The following is an 18903-nucleotide window of genomic DNA, read 5'->3' as shown; positions in this document are numbered from 1 at the left end:
GCCCTTCGGCCCGGAGAGGGTGTTTCACGTGAAACACCCCCCTCCTCGGACTCAGTGCGCGGCTTCGGTCGCGATGTGCTGCGTACCGATCCGCTTGCGGAACACCCAGTAGGTCCACCCCTGGTAGAGCAGGACGAGCGGCGTCGCGATCGCCGCCAGCCACGTCATGATCTTCAGGGTGTAGGGACTCGACGAGGCATTGGTGACCGTGAGGCTCCAGTCCCCATTGAGCGACGACGGCATGACATTCGGGAAGAGCGACAGGAAGAGCATCGCCACGGCGGCCACGATGGTGACGCCGGACAGAGCGAACGCCCATCCCTCGCGGCCCCGCAGATTGGCCCCGAGGGCGGCCACCAGCGCGACGACCGCCACGACCAGGGCCACCAGGCTCTTGCCGTCACCGCTGTCGGCCTGGGTCCACAGCAGGAAGACCAGCGCCAGTGCGGCAGTGAGGGCACCCACCTTGGTCGCCAGCTTCCGCGCCCGTACCCGGATGTCCCCGACCGTCTTGAGCGCGGTGAACACCGAGCCGTGGAAGGTGAACAGGGTCAGGGTCACCAGCCCGCCGAGCAGGGCGTACGGGTTGAGCAGGTCCCAGACGGTGCCGACGTACTCGAAGTTCCGGTCGATCTTCACGCCGTGCACGATGTTCCCGAAGGCCACGCCCCACAGGAACGCCGGGATCAGCGAGGTCCAGAAGATCGCGGTCTCCCAGTTGCGCTGCCAGTTCTCCTCGGGCCGCTTGGCCCGGTACTCGAAGGCGACGCCCCGGACGATCAGGCAGACCAGGATGACCAGCAAGGGCAGGTAGAAGCCGGAGAAGAGCGTGGCGTACCACTCGGGGAAGGCGGCGAAGGTCGCACCGCCCGCGGTGAGCAGCCACACCTCGTTGCCGTCCCAGACCGGACCGATCGTGTTGATCAGCACCCGCTTCTCCAGGCGGTCCCGGGCGAGCAGCTTGGTGAGGATGCCCACCCCGAAGTCGAATCCCTCCAGGAAGAAGTAGCCGGTCCACAGGACGGCGATCAGGACGAACCAGACGTCGTGAAGTTCCATGACTGCGTCTCCCTCGGCCTAGTACGAGAAGGCCATCGGCTTGTCGGCGTCACGCGCCTCGCCGCCGATCTTCGTGGGCGGGTTGAGGTCGTCCTCGGTGAGCTCGGGCGGGCCGGCCTTGATGTACTTCACGAGCAGCTTGACCTCGACGACGGCGAGGATCGCGTAGAGCGCGGTGAAGGTGATCAGCGAGATGAGGATCTCGGTCTGGGAGACACCGGGGGAGACCGCGGCACTGGTCTTCAGGACGCCATAGACGACCCAGGGCTGGCGGCCCATCTCGGTGAAGATCCAGCCCCAGGAGTTGGCTATCAGCGGGAAGCCCAGGGTCCATATCGCCACCAGCCAGTACAGCCTGCCGAGCTTGGGGCTGAGCGCCTTGTTCTTGAAGAGGACCAGGTTCGGCACCTCGTCCTCACCGACCCGCAGGTGCTGCGGCAGCATGAACTTCTTGCGGGTCAGCCAGAGTCCGGCGAGGCCGATGGCGAAGGACGCCATGCCGAAGCCGATCATCCAGCGGAACGCCCAGAAGGTGACGGGGATGACGGGCCGGTAGTCGCCGGCGCCGTACTTCTGCTGCTCGGCCTTGTTGGTGTCGTTGATGCCGGGGACGTACGAGGTGAAGTCGTCGTCGGCGAGGAACGACAGCAGGCCGGGGACGGACAGCTCGACGGTGTTGTGGCCCTTGCTGACGTCGCCGTAGGCGAAGATCGAGAAGGGCGCCGACTTCTGGCCGTCCCACAGGGCCTCGGCGGCGGCCATCTTCATCGGCTGCTGCTTGAACATGACCTTGCCGAGGGTGTCACCGCTGATCGCGGTCAGCATGCCGGCGATGACGACGGTGACCAGGCCGAGCCGCAGCGAGGTCTTCATCACGGTGATGTGCTTCTTGCGGAACAGGTGGAAGGCGGCGATGCCGACCATGAACGCGCCACCGGTCAGGAAGGACGCGGACAGCGTGTGGAAGGCCTGGGCCAGCGCGGTGTTCTGGGTGAGGACGGCCCAGAAGTCGGTGAGCTCGGCCCGCCCCCTCGCCTTGTCGATCTTGTAGCCGACGGGGTGCTGCATCCACGAGTTGGCCGCGAGGATGAAGTACGCGGACAGGATCGTGCCGATGGAGACCATCCATATGCAGGCCAGGTGGATCCTCTTGGGCAGCTTGTCCCAGCCGAAGATCCACAGCCCTATGAAGGTGGACTCGAAGAAGAAGGCGATCAGTGCCTCGAAGGCGAGCGGGGCACCGAAGATGTCACCGACGAACCGCGAGTAGTCGGACCAGTTCATGCCGAACTGGAACTCCTGCACGATGCCGGTGACCACGCCCATCGCGATGTTGATCAGGAAGAGCTTGCCCCAGAACTTGGTCGCCCTGAGGTACTTCTCCTTCTCCGTGCGCACCCAGGCGGCCTCCAGACCGGCCGTGAGGGCGGCCAGCGAGATCGTCAGCGGGACGAACAGGAAGTGGTAGACGGTGGTGATGCCGAACTGCCAGCGCGCCAGTGTCTCCGGCGCCAGAGCCAGGTCCACGTCGTCAGTCTCCTTACGTCGCCGTGGTACAGCGGCATGTGCCCCCTTTGTCACGTACATCACGGAGCAAACGGGACGCGCTTGTGAATGCATTCACATTCACAAGCCATTATGGCGCACTCACTCTCGAACATCGAAGGGGGGTCGCACTTGGGCCGTCCGGCCCCTCCTGGACATGCGAACGGGGCCGCTCGGCCCTGATCCTGGCCGTGCGACCCCGCACACCTGACACCCTTTGATCGCGGGGAGCCCGCCGGCGCCCCGCGGACGCTACAGCTCCTTGCGGAACGCCTCCGTCACCTTCAGGAAGATGTCGTTCGCCTCGGTCTCGCCGACCGTCACCCGCACACCCTCGCCCGGGAACGGCCGCACGACCACGCCGTGCTCCTCACTGAGCTGCGCGAAGGCGGTCGTACGCTCCCCCAGCCGCAGCCACACGAAGTTGGCCTGGGTCTCGGGCACCGTCCAGCCCTGGCCGCGCAGCGCCCCCACCACGCGCTGCCGCTCGCACACCAGCGAGCCGACCCGGCCGAGCAGCTCGTCCTCGGCCCGCAGCGAGGCGATCGCCGCCTCCTGCGCGAGCTGGCTCACGCCGAAGGGCACCGCCGTCTTGCGCAGCGCCGCCGCCACCGGCTCGTGCGCGATCGCGAAGCCGACGCGCAGCCCGGCGAGACCGTACGCCTTGGAGAAGGTCCGCAGCACGCAGACGTTCGGCCGCTGCCGGTAGATCTCGACACCGTCGGGCACCTCGGGATCGCGGATGAACTCCCGGTAGGCCTCGTCGAGGACCACCAGCACGTCACTCGGCACGCGGTCCAGGAACCGCTCCAGCTCGGCCCGCTTCACGACCGTACCGGTCGGGTTGTTGGGATTGCAGACGAAGATCAGGCGGGTGCGGTCGGTGATGGCGTCCGCCATCGCGTCCAGGTCGTGCACATCGCCGGGCGTGAGCGGCACCTGGACCGACCGGGCACCGCTGATCTGCGTGATGATCGGGTAAGCCTCGAAGGACCGCCACGCGTAGATCACCTCGTCGCCGGGGCCGCTGGTGGCCTGGATCAGCTGCTGGGCGACACCGACCGACCCGGTGCCGGTGGCCAGATGACCGAGTGGAACGCCGAAGCGGTCCGAGAGCTCGTTCACCAGCCCGGTGCACGCCAGGTCCGGGTAGCGGTTGAAGGAGGAGGCGGCCGCGGTGACGGACTCCATCACGCCGGGCAGCGGGGGGTACGGGTTCTCGTTGGAGGAGAGCTTGTACGCGACCGGGCCGCCGGCCGCCGCCGGCTTGCCCGGCTTGTAGGTGGGGATACCCTCCAGCTCGGCGCGCAGCTTGGGGCTCGTCTCGCTCACCGCAGTCCTCCTCGCGACCACCGGCGGACCGTCCGCGCCGCCGACATCCAATACTCCTCACCTTATGAGGATTCGGCGCCACTGCGTACAGCGGAAGAGGGCGCGAAGAGCCGGACCGGCACAGCGGCGGGAGGGCGAGGAGCCGGAACGGCGAACCTCATCCGTCCCACTGGCATCACGGGCATCACCGTACGAAGGCGCATTTATCCGGGGCGCGCCCTACATATATCTACGCGCCGGTGGCTCACGCCGTAGCGCGCATCACCCGTGCAGGTGAGTTGAGACCTCTTCGAAACATCGGGCACTTGGCAGGTCCATCCGTGCCGACAAGCCACGTCTCACCATTGGATCGTTCAACTGACTTTCTTTCTAAGGCAGTTGACCCGTATTGACCTTGCAGAAACGTGCCTGTCAACGCGTGCATATGCGTCCGCACTACCCCACCGCATGAGCCCTACTATCGGCTCGCCATGACAGCAGCAGGGAAGCACCAGGTGAGCCGCGCGGAAACCTCTCGGCGAGGCAGCCGGCCGGGCCGGGCGGGCATCAGAGACGTGGCCGCCGCCGCCGGAGTCTCCATCACGACCGTCTCCGACGCCCTGAACGGCAAGGGCCGACTCCCGGATGCCACCCGCCGCCATGTCAGAGAGGTCGCCGACCGGCTGGGGTACCGCCCCTCGGCCGCCGCCCGCACCCTCCGTACCGGCAAGTCGGGACTGATCGGCCTGACCGTGACGACGTACGGGGATGAACCTTTCACCTTCACCGAGTTCGCGTACTTCGCCGAGATGGCACGGGCCGCCACCTCGGCCGCGCTCGCCCGCGGCTACGCCCTGGTCATCCTGCCCGCGACCTCACGGCACGACGTGTGGTCGAACGTAGCCCTGGACGGCACGGTCGTCATCGACCCCTCCGACCAGGACCCGGTGGTCAGCGAACTGGTCCGGCAGGGCCTGCCGGTGGTCTCCGACGGCCGCCCGGCCGGCTCGCTCCCGGTCACCGCCTGGGTGGACAACGACCACGAGGCCGCCGTACTCGGCATCCTCGACCACCTCGCCGCCGCCGGCGCCCGCCGGATCGGCCTGCTCACGGGCACCACGACGGACACGTACACGCACCTGTCGACCACCGCCTACCTGCGCTGGTGCGAGCGCGTCGGCCAGGACCCGGTCTACGAGGCCTACCCCGCGCACGACCCGTGCGCGGGCGCCGTCGCCGCCGACCGGCTGCTGGCCCGCCCGGACCGCCCCGACGCCGTCTACGGACTGTTCGACCCGAACGGCACCGACCTGCTCGCCGCCGCCCGCCGCTACGGGCTGCGCGTCCCCGACGACCTGCTCCTGGTGTGCTGCAGCGAGTCGACCGTGTACGCCAACACCGAGCCGCCCATCACCACGCTCTCCCTGAAGCCGCGCCGGATCGGCACGGCGGTGGTGCAACTGCTCATCGACGCGATCGAGGGGGTCGAGTCGGACCAGCCGGTCGAGCAGGTGATACCGACCGAACTGATCGTGCGTACCTCCTCCCAGCGACGCGCGCAGCGCACCACGGTCAGCCCGCCGCGGGCACCGGAGTAGGAGTAGCACGGACGTGCGGAGAACGCGGCGGCGCGGCTGCCGGGCGTCTTCGGACGACGGCCGGCAGCCGAACGGCGGGTGGTCGAACCCCTGCCCAACCGGGGCGAAAGCCACGCTGAACTGGAGTCCTGCCCGGATTCACCACCCCTGGGTCATCACACGGCGCGACGGGCATTCCTATGATGGGCCCACGACACCGCGGGCCGCTGCGACCAGGCAGTCCGAAGCGGTGCAGATGCGGCGCGATGGTGGAGGGGTCTGATGACTCAGGGGGCCGGTCAGGGACCCGAGGCGGAGCGGACGGCGACGTTGCGCGACTTCCGGGTGCCCGGGTACGTCAACGAGACCGGTCCGTACGCCCCCCGCACCCACCCCGGCGACGTCGTCCCGCCGCTTGACGACATGTACCCCGAGGGGTATCCGGACGGGTACACGCCCACCCAGCGCGACCTGCCCGTCATCAACCGCGGCGACACGCTGCAGGTGCCCACCGAACCGGCCACCGCCCCGGCGGTGCAGCCCGCCGACGGCCCGGGCCCGCTGTACGTCGTCGGCGATGTGCACGGCTACTTCGACGAGCTGGTCGCCGCGCTGCGCGAGCAGGGCCTGATCGACGCGGACGGGCACTGGTGTGGGGGCGTCGCCCGGCTGTGGTTCCTCGGCGACTTCACCGACCGGGGTCCGGACGGTATCGGCGTCATCGACCTGGTGATGCGGCTGTCCGCCGAGGCGGCAGCGGCCGGCGGCTACTGCAAGGCCCTCATGGGCAACCACGAGCTGCTGCTGCTCGGCGCCAAGCGGTTCGGCGACACCCCCGTCAACTCCGGCGCGGGCACCGCCACCTTCCAGGCGGCCTGGCTGCTCAACGGCGGCCAGAAGACCGACATGGACCGGCTCCAGGACCACCACCTGCAGTGGATGGCCCGGCTGGACGCCGTCGAGGAGGTCGACGGCTATCTGCTGGTCCACTCCGACACCACCGCCTACCTCGACTACGGCGACTCGATCGAGGCGGTCAACGACACGGTCCGCGAGACCATCACGCGTAATGACGCGGACGAGGTGTGGGACCTGTTCCGCAAGTTCACCAAGCGCTTCTCCTTCCGCGACGAGGGGGGTGCAGACGCCGTCCGTTCCCTTCTCGATACGTACGGCGGTACCCGGATCGTTCACGGGCACAGCCCGATTCCCTATCTGCTGGGCGAAGTCGGCTCCGAGGAGGGCGAGGAGGGCAGCGGCCCCGTCGTGGAGGGACCGCACGTCTACGCCGACGGGCTCGCCATCGCCATGGACGGCGGCGTGACCATGGCCGGAAAGCTGCTGGTGAGACAACTTCCGCTGGATGCCTGAGCGTTCGCCGGGCTGTTCGATCCCCCCGGCGTCACACGCAGGCCACCCCCAATTTCCGGCAACCCCCTGTCACCGCGTGCCGTAACGGCTCTACCATCGGTTTATCCGTAGCAGGCTCCCCTCCGTTTCTGCCCGACGGCTCGCCGGCGTGCGAGCCACCAGCCCTACGGAGCATCGGGGGATGCACATGAACAGCGTTCCGCAGCACCTGCACAGCGAGGACCGCCAGGAGTACGAGCGGATCCTCGATGAGGCGCTGCGCTCCGCCCCGTACCGTCCCGAACTGGCCGGTATAGGCCAGCATCTGAACACCGAACAGCTGCGCACCATGGCGCTCAACGCCACCGCACTGATCACGGCGGCCGCGGCGTCCGAGTACCAGCACTATGTGAAGGTTCGCGAGGAACTGCGCAATCCGGCGCGGTCCACCCCGCCCACCGTCCAGGAGACCGGCTCCGCAGAGCCGGGCACGGGCGGCGCGATGGGGCTCGCCACCACTCTCGGCGAGGCCGCCGAGACCACCGGCGCCGGAGGCTTCGCCCTCGCCCTGGTCCTGGCGCCGGTGCTCGCGGGCACCGCCGCCGCTATCTTCCTGCTCGTCGGCTACGTCCTGAAGATGCTGGACCCGGCCCCGGCGTTCGCCCAGACCATGCTCACCGCGGGCTGGGTGTTCGGCGTCGTGACCGCGGCCGCCATCCTGATGGCCGGCGCGGGACTGCTGCTCACCGCACTGCGCAACAGCCCCTCGCTGGAGGCCGGAGCCTACGGCGAACCCGGCGGGGAGGTGGCCAAGGCCCGGGAGGCCTGGCGGGACGCCCTGCTGGAGCGCGGCATCCTGCCCTTCCTGCGGGAAGCACTGGCCGCCGACTCCGGCACGGCCGGACTGCGCCGCACCGCGCCGTCGGGCCCGGCGGGCCGGATGCCGCGTCTCGGTTACGACCGTCCCGGCTTCAGCACCGACGACGGCGCCGCACCCGCCCCCCGCCCGAGCTTCACCAGCCCGGACTACACCAGCCCGGACTTCGGAGGCCCGGAACACCAGCCGGAATAACCCGGCTTGCGCCCCCTGGCCGGGGGCGCAGGCCGGACACCCGGCCTACGAGGCCGCACCGGGGAGCAGACGGGCGGCACGACCGCCGAACTCCTCCCACGCCGCCGGCATGGCGGCCCTGTCTTCATCCGTACGGACTTCTGCCCGTAGAGGGCGCCGCAGAGGCAGTCGGTGTCGGCTTCACGGTATCGGTCGCCGCTCTGACGAAGGCGCGCACCCGCTCCGTCGTGTTGCCCTCCGGCCACACCAGTCCCCGCTCGATCGGCGGAGTGTCGTGGAGGGGCACATAGGCGATATCGGGTCGCGGGTAGTACTGCCGGGAATGCTCTCCGACCGGGAGGACACCTCTGTCCATCGCGACCAGAGTGAGCATCTCGGAGAACGACCCGCCGGCCGGCCCCTTCGGAACGGGCCTGCCCGACGGCGTGCGGTCCGGTGTGCGGTCCCTCTTGAAGCCCGCGGAGGTCACGTCGGGGTACTGCACCACCGGGTACTGAGCCAGTACTTCGGCCGACACCGACCGCTCCCCGGCCAACGGATGCCCGGCGGCCACCGCGAGCACCCGCTCCTCCCTCAGCAGCACCGGTCCGCAGGCCATGCCGTCGAACGGGTAGGAGGCCAGGAGGATGTCGATCGAGCCGTCCAGCAGACTCGCCCGGGAGTTGGACAGCTGAACCTCCCGCACGTGGACACGGCAGTCGGGGTGGCGTTCGGTGAACAGGCCGACGGCTCTGAGCAGTGCCGGCGCCGTCCACTCGCCCAGGAAGGCCACCCGCAGTTCTCCAGTGACACCACGGCTGGCGTCGCCAGCTCTGCACAGTGCCTCCTCCATGGCGGTGACCAGGGGACGCAGGTCTTCGGCCAACTGCCGTCCGACCGGGGTGAGACGGACGGTACGGCTGTTGCGTTCGAACAGAGCGCCACCGACACGGCGTTCCAGTTTCTTGATCACCTGGCTGACCCGCCCGGTCGTGATCTGCAACCGCTCGGCGGTCCGCCCGAAGTGCAGTTCTTCGGCAAGCGTCAGGAAGATCTCGGTCTCCAGCCGCTCCAGCATGACGCCCCCTTGGCGTTGAGCGTGGCTCAACGGTCGTGTTCCGATCATGGCTTGATGGCATCCACCCCGCGGTCGATCGTTGAAGGCGTCCCCCCATCACCCGCGACACCCGGTCCGACTCCGAGGAAGCCCCGTGAACACCCCTGCCATGCCCAGTTCCCCGACACCGCGACGGCGTTCCGGAGACAAGGTGCCTCCCGTGCGCGTAAAGGCATTCGACCACCTGGTCCTCAATGTCGAAGACGTCGAACGGTCGCTGGACTTCTACGCCGGAGTCCTCGGTCTGACACCGGTCCGTCTCGCGGAGTGGCGGGCCGGCACGGTCCCCTTCCCCTCGGTGAGGGTCACGCCCGAGACCGTCATCGATCTGGTCGTCCGCCCCCGGGGCGAATCCAATGTCGACCACATCTGTCTCACCGTGGAACCGGTGGACTGGGACGGGATCATCCGCTCAGGCGCGTTCGCCGTCGTCGAGGGACCCGTGGAGCGCTTCGGCGCCCGGGGCACTGCCACGTCGGTCTACGTCCAGGACCCGGACGGCAACACGGTGGAACTGCGCTGGTACCCGCAGGACCTCGCAGGGTGAGCGAGCCGAGGGTGCCGGTCCAGGTACTCGACGCCCCGGACCGGCACCCTGCGGAAGGGCTCAGTCCGCCATCGGCAGGTACACCCGGTTCCCGCTCGCCGCGAACTCCTTCGACTTCTGCAGCATCCCCTCAGCGATCTCCTCCGCAGACGCCCCTTCGGCCGCCCCACCGCCGAACCGCTCCGAGATGCTCTGGCTGATCTTCATCGAGCAGAACTTCGGCCCGCACATCGAGCAGAAGTGGGCCGTCTTCGCCGGCTCCGCCGGAAGCGTCTCGTCGTGGAACTCGCGGGCCGTGTCCGGGTCCAGGGCGAGGTTGAACTGGTCCTCCCACCGGAACTCGAAGCGGGCGTCGGACAGCGCGTCGTCCCACTCCTGCGCACCCGGGTGGCCCTTGGCGAGGTCGGCCGCATGGGCTGCGATCTTGTAGGTGATGACGCCGGTCTTGACGTCGTCCCGGTTGGGCAGGCCCAGGTGCTCCTTGGGCGTGACGTAGCAGAGCATCGCCGTGCCCCACCAGGCGATCATCGCGGCGCCGATGCCGGAGGTGATGTGGTCGTACGCCGGTGCGACGTCGGTGGTCAGCGGGCCGAGCGTATAGAACGGAGCTTCATCGCAGATCTCCTGCTGAAGGTCGATGTTCTCCTTGATCTTGTGCATCGGGACGTGGCCCGGGCCTTCGATCATGGTCTGTACATCAAAACGCCTGGCGATCCGGTTGAGTTCCCCGAGCGTGCGCAGTTCCGCGAACTGGGCCTCGTCGTTGGCGTCCGCGATGGAGCCGGGGCGCAGGCCGTCGCCCAGCGAGTACGTGACGTCGTAGGCGGCGAGGATCTCGCAGAGTTCCTCGAAGTTCTCGTACAGGAACGACTCCTTGTGGTGCGCGAGGCACCAGGCCGCCATGATCGAGCCGCCGCGCGAGACGATGCCGGTCTTGCGGTTGGCGGTGAGCGGCACGTACGGCAGGCGCACGCCCGCGTGGACGGTCATGTAGTCCACGCCCTGCTCGGCCTGTTCGACGACCGTGTCCTTGTAGATCTCCCAGGTCAGCTCCTCGGCCCTGCCGTCGACCTTCTCCAGGGCCTGGTAGAGCGGCACCGTGCCGATGGGGACGGGGGAGTTGCGCAGCACCCATTCGCGGGTGGTGTGGATGTTGCGGCCGGTGGAGAGGTCCATGACCGTGTCGGCACCCCAGCGGGTCGCCCAGGTCATCTTCTCGACCTCCTCCTCGATGGAGGAGGTGACCGCGGAGTTGCCGATGTTGGCGTTGACCTTCACCAGGAACCGCTTGCCGATGATCATCGGCTCGATCTCCGGGTGGTTGACGTTGGCGGGCAGCACGGCCCTGCCCGCCGCGATCTCCTCACGGACCACCTCGGGAGAAACGTTCTCGCGGATGGCCACGTACTCCATCTCCGGGGTGATCTCGCCCCGGCGGGCATACGCGAGCTGGGTCACCGCCTCGCCTTCCCGGCTGCGGCGCGGCTGGCGCGGGCGGCCCGGGAAGACCGCGTCCAGGTTGCGCAGGCCACCGCGCGGCGACGTGTGCTTGATCCCGTCGTCCTCGGGACGGACGGGCCGGCCCGCGTACTCCTCGGTGTCGCCGCGGGCGACGATCCAGTTCTCCCGCAGCGGCGGCAGGCCCCTGCGGACGTCGGTCTCGACGAGCGGATCGGTGTACGGGCCCGAGGTGTCGTAGAGCGTGACCGACTGCCCGTTGGTGAGATGCACCTGACGGACCGGCACCCGCAGGTCGGGGCGGGAGCCCGCGACATACCCCTTGTGCCAGCCGATGGACTTCCCGGCCCCCGACGACGATTCGCCCGCAATGGGCTGTTCGTCCTGGCTGAAGGCAGGCGTGCGTGCGTCCTTGTTGGTCATGAGACCTACTCCCTACGCCGGCATTACCCGGTAACAGGTTCGGCGGTCGACGCAGCGGCTTCCGTCGGGCGGCGTTTCCTGTGAAACAGCACTCGTTCCACGTGAAACATCGCGAATACGGAGGTCAGCGCCCTCTCAGCCCGGTGCTCCGAGCTCCCGCGTGTGCAAAGGTGCCTCCACGCTAGCGTCAATTCGGGCGCGGTGAACAGAGGGCCTCTCCCGTTCTTGCGATGATCGGGCGGTGACCTCGACGCAGCAGCACCCCTATCCGCCCCCCGACCCACGGCGCGGCAACGGCGCCACGCAGGGCGGCGAATCCGGCCACGGGGGCCATGGTGCCGGTGACGGACACATCCACAGGCAGGGCGAGCAGTACGACCACGGGCAGGCCCTCAGCCACGCCCACCATCACGACGACAGCCATGCCCACGGCCACGGCCAGGCCCATGGCGAATCGCCCCACGGCCAGGCCCATGGCGAATCGCCCCACGGCCAGGCTCAGGGCCGTTCGCCCCGCCCGGGCCAGGACAGCTCCCGGCCCGGCGGCGGGCACGGCCACTCGCACGGACACAGCCACAGCCACGGCCCGGCCGCGCCCGTCTCCAAGCATCTGCGCAAGGTCATCGCGGCGATCCTCATCCCCTTCACCGCCGCGGTGGTGGTCGGCCTGGTGGTGCTGTGGCCCGGTGGCGCCCCGCCGCACGAGCGCACCGGCGTCGGCTTCGACCGCCAGACGCAGGCGGCGACGGTCACCAAGGTCGTCTCGGTCAGCTGCAAGTCGGTCAACGCCTCCGGGGGCGGCTTGACCGCCGACACCTCCACCGCCGACGGCACTTCCTCGAAGGAGGAGGACGGCACCTGCAAGAAGGCCACGGTCCGGGTCGACACCGGCAAGGACAAGGGCCGTACCTTCACCGAGATCGTGCAGCCCGACCAGTCCCGGCAGTTGCACGAGGGCGAGCAGGTCGTGGCCGCGTACGAGCCTTCCGCTCCCAAGGACCTGCAGTACTCGGTCACCGACGTGAACCGGAAGTTCCCGATGGCCCTGCTGGCCGGGATCTTCGCACTCGCCGTCGTGGTGGTGGGCCGGCTGCGCGGTGTGATGGCGCTGGTCGCGCTGGCCGTCAGCTTCCTGCTGCTGACCCTGTTCATCCTGCCGGGGATCCTGCAGGGCTCGAATCCGCTGCTGATGGCGGTGGTCGGGTCGAGCGCCATCATGCTGATCGCCCTGTACATCTGCCACGGGCTGTCGGCCCGGACCTCGGTGGCCGTGCTCGGCACGCTGGTCTCACTGTGTCTGATCGGCCTGCTCGGCTCGGAGTTCATCGACTGGGCCGCGCTCACCGGCAACACCGACGACAGCACCGGCCTGATCCACGGCCTGTACCCGTCGATCGACATGAGCGGTCTGCTGCTGGCCGGCGTCATCATCGGTTCGCTGGGTGTCCTGGACGACGTGACCGTGACCCAGACCTCGGCCGTCTGGGAGCTGCACGAGGCCAACCCCACGATGGGCTGGCGCGGGCTGTACCGGGCCGGCATCCGCATCGGCCGCGACCACATCGCCTCCGTCGTCAACACCCTCGTGCTGGCCTACGCGGGCGCCGCGCTGCCCCTGCTGCTGCTCTTCTCCATCGCGCAGAGCAGTGTGGCCACGGTGGCCAACAGCGAGCTGGTGGCCGAGGAGATCGTGCGCACCCTGGTCGGCTCGATCGGCCTGGTCGCCTCGGTGCCGGTCACCACGCTGCTCGCGGCCCTGGTGGTTTCGGCCGACCGGCCGGGCACCGGGACGGCCGTGTCCGTGGAGGCCGCGCCGGCCATGGCTGCCGCGGCCCGCGGCGGACGGGGGCGGCGCCGGAAGCGGTGAGGCGCGGTGGACGGCCCGGAAGGAGGCCGTCCACGAGGCTGGGCGGGGACGGTGCGGAGAAGGGTCCCGGCAAGAGCCGCCCGAGGACGCGCAGAAGCGTTCCTGCGTGTCCTCACACGGCTCGGACGAGCGGCGCGCGCCCCGTGCCGTAACGCTTCAGCCGGCGCTCTGTTCCTCGGCCAGGATGCGGTCCAGGGCCTCGTCGAGGTGGGCGTCGAAATCGGCGAGCGAACCCTCCTGGCCGAGCGGCACCAGCTTGTCGGTACGGTCGAGGAAGGCCACCAGCGGGGGCGCGGAGGACCGGAACACCGCCTGGTCCCCGCCGACCTGAAGCCGGATCAGCACCTCCCCCAGCACCTCGGAATCGGCGGGCGCGATGTGCACATCGCCCTCCCCGCACGGCCGCCCCACCCCGTCGATCAGCAGCTCCCGGCCGAAGGCCCAGGTCACCGGTGCGTCCCCGGGCAGGTGAAAGGTGAGGCGGACGGCATAGGGATCACAGGTCTCGTAGCGCAACTCCACGGGAATGCGGAAGGAGAGCTCCTCCGAGACGAGAAAGCTCATCATGACTTCTGCTTGTACGGACTCGCGCATTGCCTACCCCGTCATATGACACCGACTGGCCGGGTTTTATCCCTTTGATGGTGGTCAAATCTTGCTGAACGTACACGAGAGATCACAAGGAGTGAGTTTTCAGATACTGATAGCGATGGCCAGGGACCCCAGATGCCGGCCCACTTCGGTCTGCAGCTGCCGGACCGCCGGCAGCAGCCGTTCGGCCTGGTGGAGGGGGAGGGAGATGGCGATCGTGGCGGCCGTGGTGCCTACGGTGAGGGGGATCGCCGCACATACCGTCCCGAGCGCGTACTCCTGGCGCTCCACCACCGGCTCCATCCGCCGCGTCCGCTCCAGCCGTCGCAGCAGCATCTGGTCGTCACGGACCGTGTACGGGGTGAGGGGCCGCACAGGATGGCGGCCGAGATGGTCACGGCGGACGTCCTCGTCCAGCTGGGAGAGAAGACACTGGCCTACGGCGTGCGCATGCCCCGTCTCGCGGAAGCCGGCCCACTCCTCGACCGCCGGGGCGGCCGGGGAGTCGGAGACGCTCATGACCTCGATCTCGCCGTCCCGGTACATGGCGTAATACACCGGGACACCGATCGAGTCCCGCCAGTGGGTGAGGGTGTCGACGACCGCGCTGCGACGTTTCTGCTCCGCTCCGCTGCTGCTCAGCCGCTCCGCCGCCTCACCGAGGAAGAACAGCCCCTTGTCGCGGCGCAGGTAACCCTCGTGGACCAGGGTGCGCAGCAGGTGGTAGGCGGTGGGCAGCGCGAGGCCGGTCTCGCGGGCCAGTTGTTTCGCGGGTGCGCCGTGGTCGTGTCCGGCGACGCACTCCAGCAGGCGCATCGCGCGCTGCACGGAGCCGATGAGGGTGGCCGAATGCGGCTGGGCGGGGACGGCCGGGGAGGCCGGCCGCTGCACGGGGGGTGTGCCGGAACTGCGTTGGGTCGGGGGTGGGGGGTGTTCCGTGGGTGCGGAGGTGGCGTCAAGCGTGGGCAAGGTCACTCCCGGAGCGCGAGGGGGTCAGCGACTCTAACCGTCCACCGCCGCTCCCGGTCGGCCCGTGCGGGAAACTTCCCTCCCCCGAGGGAACCGGTGATTCCTGTTACCGGCCGCCGATTCCCACGGGCCTCACCAGTCGCTCTTCGACGAGGAGTTCGACATGAACTTGCGCACGATGTAGATCAGTCCGCCGACCAGCGCCACGAAGATCAGCAGTTTGAAGAGCAGGAAGACCACCCAGCTGATCACTGCGGTGATCAGACCGCCGAACACCACCAGCGCGATGACCGGCACCGCGATCCACTTCACCCACCACGGCAGACCCGTGAAGATCTCTCGCATTGCCCTGTCCTCCGCTTTCTCGTGCGCTCCGGCACGTACGGTCTCGTGCGTCCCGCACGATGCGATGTCCTGCACCCGATGCTAGAGCCGCGAAGGGGCCCTACGGGGGCCCAGGATCCCTTGTCCTCCCCTGACCCGTCCCCTAGGGAACCCCGAGGCCCGGGGTCAGGCCTCGGGGGGAGAGAAGACGACCAGGACCCGCAGATCCTCGCTGACGTGATGGAACTTGTGGGCCACCCCTGCCGGTACGTACACCACGCTGCCCCGCGCGACCTGCGTGGTCTCCATGCCGACGGTGATCGCCGCACGGCCGCTGACGACGAAGTAGACCTCGTCCTGGTTGTGCGGCTGCTGCGGGTCGTGCGAGCCCGCGTCGAGGGCATAGAGGCCGACCGACATGTTCCGCTCCCGCAGGAACTGCAGGTAGGCCCCGTCGTTGGCGGCGCGCTCCGCCTCCAGTTCGTCCAGCCGGAATGCCTTCATCGCCTTCGTCGCCCTCGCCCCACTGCTCGTATCCGATCTCTTCTGCCACGATCAGACACATGAAGAATTTCGTAGTCAAGACGATCGCCAACGCGGGCGCCCTGGCGGTCGCCGTGTGGCTGCTCGACAAGATCACCCTGACCGGCGACAGCACCACCAAGAAGGTCTGGACGCTGATCCTGGTCGCCCTGGTCTTCGGCCTGGTCAACTTCCTGGTCAAGCCGATCGTGAAGGTCCTGACCTTCCCGCTGTTCATCCTCACTCTCGGCCTGATCACCCTGGTGGTCAACGCGCTGATGCTGCTGCTGACGTCCTGGGTGTGCGACAAGCTCGACCTGAGCTTCCACGTGGAGGGCTTCTGGACGGCCGTCCTGGGCGGTCTGATCATCTCGATCGTGTCCTGGGCCCTCAACATGATCCTTCCCGACACGGACTGAGCGCCCGATGACCTACCGCGTCTGCTTCGTCTGCACGGGCAACATCTGCCGTTCCCCGATGGCCGAATCCGTCTTCCGTGCCCGCATAACCGAGGCCGGGCTCGACGACCGCGTCGAGACCGACAGCGCCGGCACCGGCGGCTGGCACGAGGGCGACGGCGCCGACCCGCGCACCGTCCGCGTCCTCGAGGAACACGGCTACGACAGCGAGCACACCGCCCGCCAGTTCCAGGCGTCCTGGTTCGCGCGCCTCGACCTCGTGATCGCCCTCGACTCCGGCCATCTCAAGTCCCTGCGCCGCCTCGCCCCCACCGAGGAGGACGCGCGCAAGGTGCGGCTGCTGCGCTCGTACGACCCGGCCGCCAGTGACGACCTGGACGTACCTGATCCGTACTACGGCGGTCTGGACGGCTTCGAGGAGTGCCTTGAGATGGTGGAGGCGGCGAGCGAGGGCCTGCTCACCGCGGTACGGACCGAAGTGGAGGGAACGGCGGCATGAGCGAGGCGAGCATGGGCGAGGGCACGCGCGCGGTGCGCGCGGGGCTGCCCGAGCCGGTCAAGAACGAGCCGACCCTGCCCGGGCCGGTCTTCGCCGCGCACTTCCATCTGCCCGGCGAAGTGAGCGGACCGTACGCCTACGGCCGCGACGAGAACCCGACCTGGACCCATCTGGAGCGGGCCATCGGCGAGTTGGAGGCTCCCGGCGAGGACGTGGAGACGCTGGTGTTCGCCTCCGGCGTGGCGGCCGTCGCGGCGGTGCTCTTCTCCCAGCTGAGCGCCGGGGACGCGGTCGTGCTGCCCTCCGACGGCTACCAGGTGCTGCCGTTGGTCCGCGCCCAGCTGGAGGCCTACGGCATCGAGGTGCGCGCCGCGCCGACCGCCGGCGACGCCCAGCTCGACGTCCTGGACGGCGCGAAGCTGCTGCTGATCGAGTCGCCGTGCAACCCCGGCCTCGACGTCTGCGACATCCGGCGGCTCGCCGGGGCGGCACGCGCGCGTGGCGCCCTGGTCGCCGTCGACAACACCCTCGCCACCCCGCTGGGCCAGCGGCCGCTGGCGCTGGGCGCCGACTTCTCCCTGGCCAGCGGCACCAAGCAGCTCACCGGCCACGGGGACGTCCTGCTGGGGTACGTCACCGGGCGCGACGCGGCGGCCATGGCCGCCGTACGCCGCTGGCGCAAGATCATCGGGGCGATCTCGGGCCCCATGGAAGCCTGGCTGGCCCATCGCTCCCTCGCCACCCTCCAGTTGCGGGTGGACCGGCAGAACGCGACCGCCCTGCTGCTCGCCGAGGCGCTGCGCGAGCGGCCCGAGGTGACCGCCCTGCGCTACCCGGGGCTGTCCGACGACCCCGCGCACAAGATCGCCTCGCAGCAGATGCGGCGCTACGGCTCGGTGCTCTCGTTCACGCTGGCCACGCGCGCGCGTGCCGAGCGTTTTCTCGAGTCCCTGCGGCTGGTCGACGATGCGACGAGCTTCGGCGGGGTGCGTTCCACGGCCGAGCGGCGGCGGCGCTGGGGCGGGGACGACGTACCGGAGGGCTTCATCCGGCTGTCGGTCGGGGCCGAGGATCCCGAAGATCTCGTGGCCGATGTGTTGCGCGCGCTCGACGAGTCGGGCCGGTGACCGGATTACGGACGCCCCCACGGGTCCGGCTACGCATAACGAACGGTCCGAGCCTCCCCCCTCGTGGCTCGGACCGTCCCGGTTCTCGCGCGCCAAGAACCGCGCGACCAAGGCTAGTTGACTCTGCGTCAGTGTCCAATCACTGTAGCGACAGAGACCTATCGACTTATTTATAGTTGAAGGCCTGCCCAGGGGCCGGAAAAGGGCAGTCCGAACGGGAGGGCGTGCGATGGATCTGGCCTTGCTGCGCACCTTCGTCACCGTGCACCGGGCCGGCTCCTTCACTCGGGCCGCCGCCCTGCTCGGCCTCTCGCAGCCGGCCGTGACCTCCCAGATCCGGACCCTGGAACGGCAGCTGGGCCGGCCGCTCTTCCTGCGCCAGGCCCGCGGGGTGACCCCCACGACCATCGGCGACGAACTCGCCCACAAGGCCGCTCCGCACCTGGACGCCCTCGTGGAGATAGCGGAACGCGGCCTCGACGACGACTCCTCGGTGCGCACCCTGCACCTCGCCGGCCCGCCCGAGTTCACCGCCGAGCGCGCCCTTCCCGCTCTCGCGGAGCTCGCCGGAGACGACGGCCAGGGCTTCGCGCTGCGCGCCTCGTTCGGGAACGCCGAGGAGACCCTGGAGGGACTGTCCGCCGGCCATCATGACCTGGCCATCAGCACGGTCCGGCCACGCGGCGCCCTGCTCACAGCCGCCGCGCTCTGCGACGAGGAGCACGTCTTGGTCGCCGCTCCGCGCTGGTCCGAGGAGATCGGCGCCGGCACGGTACGCGACAAGGGCGCGGCCGCCCTGGAGAACCTCCCGGTCGTCGAGGTCCATGAGTCACTGCCGTTCGTCTCGCGCTACTGGGGCTCCGTCTTCGACACGCGTCCGGCCGCCTCGGGCACGGTCGTGGTGCCGGATCTGCGCGCGGTTCTCGCCTGCGCGGTCGCGGGTGCCGGCCTCGCCGTGTTGCCCCGGTATCTGTGCACGGCCGCCCTGGAGCGCGGCGAGGTCGTGGCACTGCACGATCCCGCGGTGCCCCCGCTGCGGACGTACTTCCTCGTGGTGCGGACCGGCACGCTCGCCATGCCGCATGTGGCACGGGCGCACGAGTGGCTCCAGCACGCTTCGGCGGACTGGAGCTGAGTACGTGCAGGG

At 69.2% G+C, this 18903-nt stretch carries 18 protein-coding genes and 1 riboswitch; of the genes, 9 read left to right on the top strand and 9 right to left on the bottom strand.

Features of this window, described 5'->3' with window-relative positions; translation table 11 throughout:
- Nucleotides 1–51: 51 nt before the first annotated feature.
- From cydB to hisC, 3 genes are all read right to left on the bottom strand, one after another.
- Nucleotides 52–1059, bottom strand: coding sequence for a cytochrome d ubiquinol oxidase subunit II (gene cydB, locus ACFY0P_RS10680; protein WP_388909582.1), 1008 nt, complete (start codon nt 1057–1059; stop codon nt 52–54).
- 18 nt (nt 1060–1077) lie between these two features.
- Entirely contained in the window at nt 1078–2586 is a 1509-nt protein-coding gene (locus ACFY0P_RS10675; RefSeq protein WP_388909579.1) for a cytochrome ubiquinol oxidase subunit I, read from the bottom strand.
- A 270-nt stretch (nt 2587–2856) separates the two neighbouring features.
- A complete protein-coding gene (gene hisC / locus ACFY0P_RS10670) occupies nt 2857–3936 on the bottom strand; it encodes a histidinol-phosphate transaminase (RefSeq protein WP_388909576.1) in 1080 nt (359 codons plus the stop codon).
- A 470-nt stretch (nt 3937–4406) separates the two neighbouring features.
- On the opposite strand from hisC, the gene ACFY0P_RS10665 reads away from it, so the two are divergent.
- From ACFY0P_RS10665 to ACFY0P_RS10655, 3 genes are all read left to right on the top strand, one after another.
- Nucleotides 4407–5513 (top strand): LacI family DNA-binding transcriptional regulator, encoded by a 1107-nt coding sequence (locus tag ACFY0P_RS10665; RefSeq protein ID WP_388909573.1) that lies wholly within the window; start codon nt 4407–4409, stop codon nt 5511–5513.
- A 261-nt stretch (nt 5514–5774) separates the two neighbouring features.
- Entirely contained in the window at nt 5775–6863 is a 1089-nt protein-coding gene (locus ACFY0P_RS10660) for a metallophosphoesterase (RefSeq protein ID WP_388909570.1), read from the top strand.
- A 181-nt stretch (nt 6864–7044) separates the two neighbouring features.
- A complete protein-coding gene (locus tag ACFY0P_RS10655) occupies nt 7045–7914 on the top strand; it encodes a hypothetical protein (RefSeq protein WP_388909568.1) in 870 nt (289 codons plus the stop codon).
- Nucleotides 7915–8038: 124 nt separating this feature from the next.
- On the opposite strand, the gene ACFY0P_RS10650 is transcribed toward ACFY0P_RS10655, so the two are convergent.
- Entirely contained in the window at nt 8039–8971 is a 933-nt protein-coding gene (locus ACFY0P_RS10650) for a LysR family transcriptional regulator (RefSeq protein WP_388909565.1), read from the bottom strand.
- 199 nt (nt 8972–9170) lie between these two features.
- On the opposite strand from ACFY0P_RS10650, the gene ACFY0P_RS10645 reads away from it, so the two are divergent.
- Nucleotides 9171–9557 carry a VOC family protein gene (locus ACFY0P_RS10645; protein ID WP_388909562.1) on the top strand — a complete coding sequence of 129 codons (387 nt, stop codon included), beginning with the start codon at nt 9171–9173 and terminating at the stop codon, nt 9555–9557.
- Nucleotides 9558–9617: 60 nt separating this feature from the next.
- On the opposite strand, the gene thiC is transcribed toward ACFY0P_RS10645, so the two are convergent.
- A complete protein-coding gene (thiC, locus tag ACFY0P_RS10640; RefSeq protein ID WP_388909559.1) occupies nt 9618–11438 on the bottom strand; it encodes a phosphomethylpyrimidine synthase ThiC in 1821 nt (606 codons plus the stop codon).
- Nucleotides 11431–11608, bottom strand: a riboswitch (TPP riboswitch). It overlaps the preceding gene by 8 nt.
- A 71-nt stretch (nt 11609–11679) precedes the next feature.
- Here thiC and ACFY0P_RS10635 point away from each other — a divergent pair.
- Entirely contained in the window at nt 11680–13305 is a 1626-nt protein-coding gene (locus ACFY0P_RS10635; protein ID WP_388909556.1) for a YibE/F family protein, read from the top strand.
- Between the two features lie 156 nt (nt 13306–13461).
- Here ACFY0P_RS10635 and ACFY0P_RS10630 read toward each other — a convergent pair whose 3' ends face one another.
- The 4 genes from ACFY0P_RS10630 to ACFY0P_RS10615 form a co-directional block, all read right to left on the bottom strand.
- Nucleotides 13462–13899 carry an SsgA family sporulation/cell division regulator gene (locus ACFY0P_RS10630; RefSeq protein ID WP_189262811.1) on the bottom strand — a complete coding sequence of 146 codons (438 nt, stop codon included), beginning with the start codon at nt 13897–13899 and terminating at the stop codon, nt 13462–13464.
- A 99-nt stretch (nt 13900–13998) separates the two neighbouring features.
- The gene (locus ACFY0P_RS10625; RefSeq protein ID WP_388909553.1) at nt 13999–14871 is read right to left on the bottom strand and encodes an IclR family transcriptional regulator; all 873 of its coding nucleotides are present in this window, start codon (nt 14869–14871) and stop codon (nt 13999–14001) included.
- Between the two features lie 126 nt (nt 14872–14997).
- Nucleotides 14998–15210, bottom strand: coding sequence for a DUF5326 family protein (locus ACFY0P_RS10620; protein ID WP_089100495.1), 213 nt, complete (start codon nt 15208–15210; stop codon nt 14998–15000).
- 165 nt (nt 15211–15375) lie between these two features.
- Nucleotides 15376–15693, bottom strand: coding sequence for a cupin domain-containing protein (locus ACFY0P_RS10615; protein ID WP_093500906.1), 318 nt, complete (start codon nt 15691–15693; stop codon nt 15376–15378).
- Nucleotides 15694–15752: 59 nt separating this feature from the next.
- Between ACFY0P_RS10615 and ACFY0P_RS10610 the strand changes: the two genes are divergently transcribed.
- The 4 genes from ACFY0P_RS10610 (at nt 15753) to ACFY0P_RS10595 (ending at nt 18891) form a co-directional block, all read left to right on the top strand.
- The gene (locus tag ACFY0P_RS10610) at nt 15753–16130 is read left to right on the top strand and encodes a phage holin family protein (RefSeq protein WP_388909549.1); all 378 of its coding nucleotides are present in this window, start codon (nt 15753–15755) and stop codon (nt 16128–16130) included.
- A 7-nt stretch (nt 16131–16137) separates the two neighbouring features.
- Nucleotides 16138–16629 (top strand): low molecular weight protein-tyrosine-phosphatase, encoded by a 492-nt coding sequence (locus tag ACFY0P_RS10605; RefSeq protein ID WP_388909546.1) that lies wholly within the window; start codon nt 16138–16140, stop codon nt 16627–16629.
- Entirely contained in the window at nt 16626–17756 is a 1131-nt protein-coding gene (locus tag ACFY0P_RS10600; RefSeq protein ID WP_388909543.1) for a cystathionine gamma-lyase, read from the top strand. The genes ACFY0P_RS10605 and ACFY0P_RS10600 overlap by 4 nt, the downstream gene beginning before the upstream one ends.
- A 229-nt stretch (nt 17757–17985) precedes the next feature.
- The gene (locus ACFY0P_RS10595; protein WP_388909540.1) at nt 17986–18891 is read left to right on the top strand and encodes a LysR family transcriptional regulator; all 906 of its coding nucleotides are present in this window, start codon (nt 17986–17988) and stop codon (nt 18889–18891) included.
- The last annotated feature ends 12 nt before the right edge of the window (nt 18892–18903 follow it).

It is taken from the genome of Streptomyces sp. NPDC001714 (assembly GCF_042892755.1).
GTDB lineage: Bacteria > Actinomycetota > Actinomycetes > Streptomycetales > Streptomycetaceae > Streptomyces.
Note: the sequence above shows the minus strand (reverse complement) of the source record. Positions and strands in the feature narration are given on the sequence as shown.

Bases quoted from the DNA above. Each gene is read 5' to 3' on its own strand.
- cydB (WP_388909582.1), bottom strand. From the start codon at position 1,059: ATGGAACTTCACGACGTCTGGTTCGTCCTGATCGCCGTCCTGTGGACC.
- ACFY0P_RS10665 (WP_388909573.1), top strand. From the start codon at position 4,407: ATGACAGCAGCAGGGAAGCACCAGGTGAGCCGCGCGGAAACCTCTCGG.
- ACFY0P_RS10660 (WP_388909570.1), top strand. From the start codon at position 5,775: ATGACTCAGGGGGCCGGTCAGGGACCCGAGGCGGAGCGGACGGCGACG.
- ACFY0P_RS10655 (WP_388909568.1), top strand. From the start codon at position 7,045: ATGCACATGAACAGCGTTCCGCAGCACCTGCACAGCGAGGACCGCCAG.
- ACFY0P_RS10650 (WP_388909565.1), bottom strand. From the start codon at position 8,971: ATGCTGGAGCGGCTGGAGACCGAGATCTTCCTGACGCTTGCCGAAGAA.
- thiC (WP_388909559.1), bottom strand. From the start codon at position 11,438: ATGACCAACAAGGACGCACGCACGCCTGCCTTCAGCCAGGACGAACAG.
- ACFY0P_RS10630 (WP_189262811.1), bottom strand. From the start codon at position 13,899: ATGCGCGAGTCCGTACAAGCAGAAGTCATGATGAGCTTTCTCGTCTCG.
- ACFY0P_RS10620 (WP_089100495.1), bottom strand. From the start codon at position 15,210: ATGCGAGAGATCTTCACGGGTCTGCCGTGGTGGGTGAAGTGGATCGCG.
- ACFY0P_RS10615 (WP_093500906.1), bottom strand. From the start codon at position 15,693: ATGAAGGCATTCCGGCTGGACGAACTGGAGGCGGAGCGCGCCGCCAAC.
- ACFY0P_RS10610 (WP_388909549.1), top strand. From the start codon at position 15,753: ATGAAGAATTTCGTAGTCAAGACGATCGCCAACGCGGGCGCCCTGGCG.
- ACFY0P_RS10605 (WP_388909546.1), top strand. From the start codon at position 16,138: ATGACCTACCGCGTCTGCTTCGTCTGCACGGGCAACATCTGCCGTTCC.
- ACFY0P_RS10600 (WP_388909543.1), top strand. From the start codon at position 16,626: ATGAGCGAGGCGAGCATGGGCGAGGGCACGCGCGCGGTGCGCGCGGGG.
- ACFY0P_RS10595 (WP_388909540.1), top strand. From the start codon at position 17,986: ATGGATCTGGCCTTGCTGCGCACCTTCGTCACCGTGCACCGGGCCGGC.